This window comes from Mesorhizobium sp. M1E.F.Ca.ET.041.01.1.1, assembly GCF_003997355.1.
Lineage (GTDB): Bacteria > Pseudomonadota > Alphaproteobacteria > Rhizobiales > Rhizobiaceae > Mesorhizobium.
In genome coordinates this window covers 1-5,075 of sequence record NZ_RZSL01000454.1, presented here as the reverse complement: position 1 = coordinate 5,075, position 5,075 = coordinate 1, and the positions used below count along the sequence as shown (strand labels likewise).

The 5,075-nt window shown below is 62.5% G+C and carries 6 protein-coding genes; 1 reads left to right on the top strand and 5 read right to left on the bottom strand.

The window, feature by feature from the left end; genetic code table 11:
- Positions 1-56: 56 nt before the first annotated feature.
- The 5 genes from EOA38_RS27570 to EOA38_RS27545 all read right to left on the bottom strand — a co-directional run bounded on the left by EOA38_RS27570 (position 57) and on the right by EOA38_RS27545 (position 3,667).
- The gene (locus EOA38_RS27570; protein ID WP_189350142.1) at positions 57-818 is read right to left on the bottom strand and encodes a hypothetical protein; all 762 of its coding nucleotides are present in this window, start codon (positions 816-818) and stop codon (positions 57-59) included.
- Positions 819-1,260: 442 nt separating this feature from the next.
- Positions 1,261-1,524, bottom strand: a complete 264-nt coding sequence (locus tag EOA38_RS27560) for a hypothetical protein (protein ID WP_245464716.1) — start codon at positions 1,522-1,524, stop codon at positions 1,261-1,263.
- Positions 1,509-2,000: a TadE/TadG family type IV pilus assembly protein gene (locus EOA38_RS27555; protein ID WP_126094646.1), complete on the bottom strand. Its 492-nt coding sequence runs from the start codon at positions 1,998-2,000 to the stop codon at positions 1,509-1,511. The genes EOA38_RS27560 and EOA38_RS27555 overlap by 16 nt, the downstream gene beginning before the upstream one ends.
- Complete coding sequence (locus EOA38_RS27550; protein ID WP_126094647.1) at positions 1,990-2,427, bottom strand: TadE/TadG family type IV pilus assembly protein; 438 nt, start codon at positions 2,425-2,427, stop codon at positions 1,990-1,992. Before EOA38_RS27550 ends, EOA38_RS27555 begins: the two co-directional genes overlap by 11 nt.
- A gap of 4 nt (positions 2,428-2,431) precedes the next feature.
- On the bottom strand, positions 2,432-3,667 hold the full coding sequence (locus EOA38_RS27545) for a pilus assembly protein TadG-related protein (RefSeq protein ID WP_189350144.1): 1,236 nt from the start codon (positions 3,665-3,667) through the stop codon (positions 2,432-2,434).
- 280 nt (positions 3,668-3,947) lie between these two features.
- On the opposite strand from EOA38_RS27545, the gene EOA38_RS27540 reads away from it, so the two are divergent.
- On the top strand, positions 3,948-5,075 hold a 1,128-nt coding region (locus EOA38_RS27540; protein WP_145966089.1), incomplete at its 3' end, for a TadE/TadG family type IV pilus assembly protein.

Below are 5,075 nucleotides of genomic sequence, written 5' to 3'. Positions count from 1 at the left end.
GGCGAGGCCCGGCGGCATGACAGTTTCACCCTCTGGCAGGTTTGCCGCTTCGCGCCTTACGGCGTCGTCGTCGCGGCGGCTGCCTGGTCGATCTTGTCGGCCAGCACGCCCTTGGCCCAGTCGGTGACTTCGGCGTCGACCGGCTTGTTGGCCATGTCGGCAAGGGCTGCGTCCAACGTCGCGTCGTCCGGCGCGGGCGTATTGGCAGCCTCCGTCTGGGCATCGGTGAGTGCCTGGTTGGCGTCGTTCAGCGCGGTGGTCGCGTCATCGATCTGCCCCTGCAAAGCGTCGATCTGTTCTTGGGTGGCGTTCGGGTCCGCCTGCAGCGCGGTCATCTGCGCATTCAGGTCGTCGAGCGCGGCCTGGGCATCGGCCACGGCCTGGGTTGCCGCGTCAACCGCGGCTTGCGCGTTCTTGGCTGCCGCCGCCTGAGTCACATAGGCCTGGATGGCCGCAAACTTCGGGCTCTTGGAGTTCATGTAAGCGTTGATGTTGCGCTGCAGCGAGTTCAGCCGGCCGAGCTTGGCATGCAGGTTCTTTTCCTTCGGCGTCGCGGGCGTGTCATCCGTGACGTCGTCGGTCGTGTCGTCCTGCGACTTCGCCAACTGGCCCGGAGCCGATGCCTTGCCGTGCGTTGCGCCACTGTTGCCCTTGCCGCCGCCGTTGCCGCCGCCTTTACCGTTGCCGCCGCCGTGGTCGCCGCTGTTGCCGTGACCACCGCCATTGCCACCACCGTTGCCGCCGGCGCCGGCAAGCGCCGGAGCAGTCGCGAGTGCCAGGACGGCCAGTGAGGCCAGAAGTGTCTTTCGGATCGTCATAATGTTTCTCCGCAGGTGATCGCCACCAATGCCCAACCGCTAGATCGCCTCATATGAGAATTCCCTAACGGCTTGGAGTAACTTTTAGTCAAAATCAGTCGCGGCAAGGGAGCGACCTGGGAAATACCTTCATCTCCAACCTAGAGAATGCATTAAGCCATTGAAATCTCACGATAATATTTGGCCCAAATCGAGATCGGCCCTCTGGAACAATGAAGGCCCATACCCCGTCGGACCATAGGCCCAGCCCCACTCAGCCTGCGTCCACAGAGGGCTTCATCTCCTTGTTATACCGCGCTTTTTTGGAGAAATATCGCACTGGTTGTGGACGCCATCTACTAGCACCGGGAGTACTTGAGCGCGAGGCGCGCCAACGGTTTTGATTTCAGACATCCCGAGCCGATGCCAGTATATATCATTATATACTCTCGCTGGATTTCCCCTAGCTGCCGATCAGCGGCACGGTGACGGACGTCGAATAGTTGATCGGGTAGTCGCTGAAATAGGGGAAATTGATGACGAAGGCGTAACTGGCGCTCACTTGCGCCATCTTGAAACCGCCGCTCGGCGGATCGGTGGTGATCGTGACGTTCACATTCTTCAGGCCAAGCGCCTGCAGCTTCTTGGTCGCGATCGCCTGGATATCGGACTCGGTCAGGCGGAATCCATAATCGGGCGATTCAGTTCCGACTATGACTGAGGACAAGCTCCTTTCACGCTGTTGAGCAGCGGCACGTTCACCGTGGTCGCGTAGTTGATCGGGAAGTCGCTGAAATAGGGGAAGTTGATCACGAAGGCATAGCTGGCGTTCACATGCGCCATGCAGAAGCCGCCGCTCGGCAGATCGGTGGTGATCGTGACGTTCACGTTCTGCAAGCCAAGCGCCTGCAGCTTCTGCGTCGCGATCGTCTGTATGTCGGCCTGGGTCAGCGTGTTGTTGAGCTGCAGCGAGCGGGCGGAGGCCTCCAGCGCATAGCGGACGCTGGAGTCGGCATTCATCGACCAGCCGAAGGCGAAGATGCCGAAGAGCAGCATGACCAGGAAAGGCACAATGAGCGCAAACTCGATGGCGGCGCCGCCTGAGGCATTGCAGGCAAACGCCCTCGCTTTTTGCCTGTATCGAGGCGCAATTCCGGACGGAAAACCGCTGCGCACTTTTCCTGGAATTGCTTTAGCGGACACGGACCACCTGCTGATGGCCGAGCGCGGTGTTGTTTGGGAAAGGGCCGAAGGCAAAGGGCGGAACCCAGGTGCCCGACGCCTGGATCTGGACGTAGATCGAGTTTAGCTTCGGTCCGGCGCACAGGGTCGCCTGGTCAACCACGGTCGTTCCGCATTTGTAGGTGCGGTTCACCGTGACCGCGGCGTCGGTGGGCTTGTTGTCCCAGCTTGCGAGCGCGGCGGCTTGGGTGGCGCTGTCGTCGGAGGAGCCGGCTAACACCAGATTCGCCGCCGTCTTCACGCCGGCCCGCATATTCAACGAGCTGGTGACGTAGGACCAGCCGTCGGCGACGCCGAACAGAGCCGTGCACAGCACCGGCAGCACGAGCGCGAATTCCACCGCGGCGGCGCCTGAGCGGTTCTTGCGGAATGAGATCGCGGGTCCCATGCCGCTACTCGACGATCGCGACCGACGGCGCCGCCGGGATATCCTTCATCCCGAGGCTCGTGCAATCCTGGTTGATGGTCGAATTGCCCGACCACTGGATGGTGTCGGCCACGACCTGGGTGCAGCCGTTCACGCCCGAGAAGTTGCCAAGATAGTTGACCTGTTGCCTGGGAAAATAAATGGCACCGGTCAAAAGCGAGTCCGCGGTGCCGTTGAAGGTGCTTTGCGCCGTGGTCCCTGTCCTGTCGCCGTAGAACAGCACCCCGGAATAGGTGCCCGAGGTCGGCGCGCTCAGCGTCACCGTGGCGTTGCCGTTCATGCTGACGGTGTTGCTGCCGGCCATGTAGATGGTCACGCCGTCGCCCTGGATGACCGCGCCGGCGTTGATCTTCAAATTGCCCTCGAGGACATAGACACCGGGAGACAGCGTGACATTGCCCTTGAGGTTCATGCCATTGCAGTAAGTCCCTGGGCCCAGCGTCGGCTTGTTGTCGTTCAGACAGGAGCCGCTGGCCGCGGGCGCAGGTACGCTGGAGAACGGATCGGCAGCCGGCAGCGCATTGGTGATCGGGGCCTTGCAGGTCGCGGGGTCAGTCACCACCGCATTGCTAAGCGAAATGCCGCCGACCGAGATCAGGCAGTCGGCCTGGAGTCCGGCCGATCCCTGGACCTTGATGGCATCGGGGGCGATCGAATCCGACATGACGGAGCAGCCGCTGAGCTTCACGTTGGTGCTGCCAGAGAAGAGCGCCGCCTGCGAGGCCGAGGCACTGAGCGCCAGCACACAGGCCTTGGAGGCGTCGGTGATGAGCGCCACCGCCCTCGCCTGCTCCGGCACCTTGCTCTGCGTGAAGATCGAGGTGAACATCCGATCCAGGTTCTGGTTGAGGATAACCTCCACCGCCTTCTTGGCCGTGTTCGGCCCCGAGGTGGGCGGCGTGTGGACGGTGATGGAGCCATTGCCCAGGCCGTTATCGGTCGCCGACTGGGTGGCGGCCGTGGTGATCGCCCCGGTGTCGGATCCCTGGATCTTTTCCAGCGCGCCGGCATAGGCGGCGGCGTCCGCCGTCGCCTGCAGCTTCAGGCTCGAATAGTACCAGTAGGACGTCTCGACACCGAGCCCCGCACCGCCGACGACGATCGGCAGAGTGAACGCGAAGACGATTGCAACATTGCCGCCCTCGCCCCTTTGCAGGCGGCGGGAGAAGAAGTCTCTGAAAATTCGACCGAATGTGGCCATGGCCGAGCGCACCCAAGCTATCCCGGCTATCACGTTCAACACCTGTCGATAAACGATTGGCTAATTTTTTTGCTCGACTTGCGCCGGTCAGACCGCAGAGGGCGCACTTACGACTGAGTGGCACAAGCATTCGGACTTAGGTCCCACGCATCGTCAGACTTAAGGCGTAACCTACGGATAAACCTGTTATTTTAGCATTTTCTGCATTTTATCTTTTTCGGAAATCGCTCGTAGAGACGGCTGGCTTATCACTCTGCCGTATACGGCGAGGGATGCTTCCATGATCCGACAGTTCTGGGCTTCGACGCGCGGCAATTTCGCGGTGGCGACCGCGATCGCCATGGTGCCGCTGATGCTTGCCGTGGCCGGGGCGGTCGATCTCGTGGGCACCAGCGACGACGCCGCGCAACTGCAGAACTCGCTGGACGCCGCCGGACTTGCCGTGGGCACGAAATACCAGCCGCAGATGTCGGCCGGCGACATGCGGCAGCTCGGCCAGATGTTCTTCGCGGCCAACATGAGCGCCGCCGACGCGCAGGAATATTCGGGCAGCGTCGACGCCTTCCAGGTCACTGCCAGCGGCGATCCGAGCGCCTATACCATTTCACTGTCGTCCAGCATCAGCCGCCCGGCTTTCATCAGCGGCGCGCCTGCCTGGCAGGCGATCCGCTCCGCCTCCGTCGAGATCAAACCCGGGGCGCAAGCGTGCGTGCTTGCGCTCGATCCACACGCCGACAACGCCGTCGACCTGCAGGGCTCGACCAACGTCGCGATGGACGGCTGCGTGATCGCTGCCAATTCGGACGCGGCCGACGCCGTCAACCGGGGCGGCTCTGCCATAGTCAGCGCCGGATGCGTCTCGACGGTCGGCGCCACAGCGGGGCTTACGCCGCCCAATGCCACCCTTTCCTGCGGCGCGCCGAAGGAAAACCAGTATGCGTCCTTCGATCCGCTGGCCAACGTCACCCCGCCCGCCTACGGGCTCTGCCAGACGATGCCCAACGGCAAGACGGTCACGCTCTCGCCCGGCACCTATTGCGACAAGACCTGGTCGGGAAAGATCACACTCGAGCCGGGCGTCTACATCCTGCGCGGCGTCACCATAAAGCCCGGCGGCAACGGCAGCCTCACCGGCCAGGGCGTCACGATCTTCCTGATGGAAGGCTCGCAGCTCTACATCAACGCCAACGAGCAGGTGAACCTCTCGCCTCCGACCAGCGGTCCCTATGCCGGCATCACCATCTTCCAGGACCACGGCAACACCTCGGCGCTGACGCTGAACGGCGGAGCGGGTTCCGTGGTGAGCGGCTTCATCTATGCGCCCGACGCGACGATCACCTATACCGGCAATTCGGACATGAATGCGCAAGGCAGTTGCCTGCGGGTGGTCGGCAATATCGTGCAGATG

Bases quoted from the DNA above. Each gene is read 5' to 3' on its own strand.
- EOA38_RS27570 (WP_189350142.1), bottom strand. From the start codon at position 818: ATGACGATCCGAAAGACACTTCTGGCCTCACTGGCCGTCCTGGCACTC.
- EOA38_RS27550 (WP_126094647.1), bottom strand. From the start codon at position 2,427: ATGGGACCCGCGATCTCATTCCGCAAGAACCGCTCAGGCGCCGCCGCG.
- EOA38_RS27545 (WP_189350144.1), bottom strand. From the start codon at position 3,667: ATGGCCACATTCGGTCGAATTTTCAGAGACTTCTTCTCCCGCCGCCTG.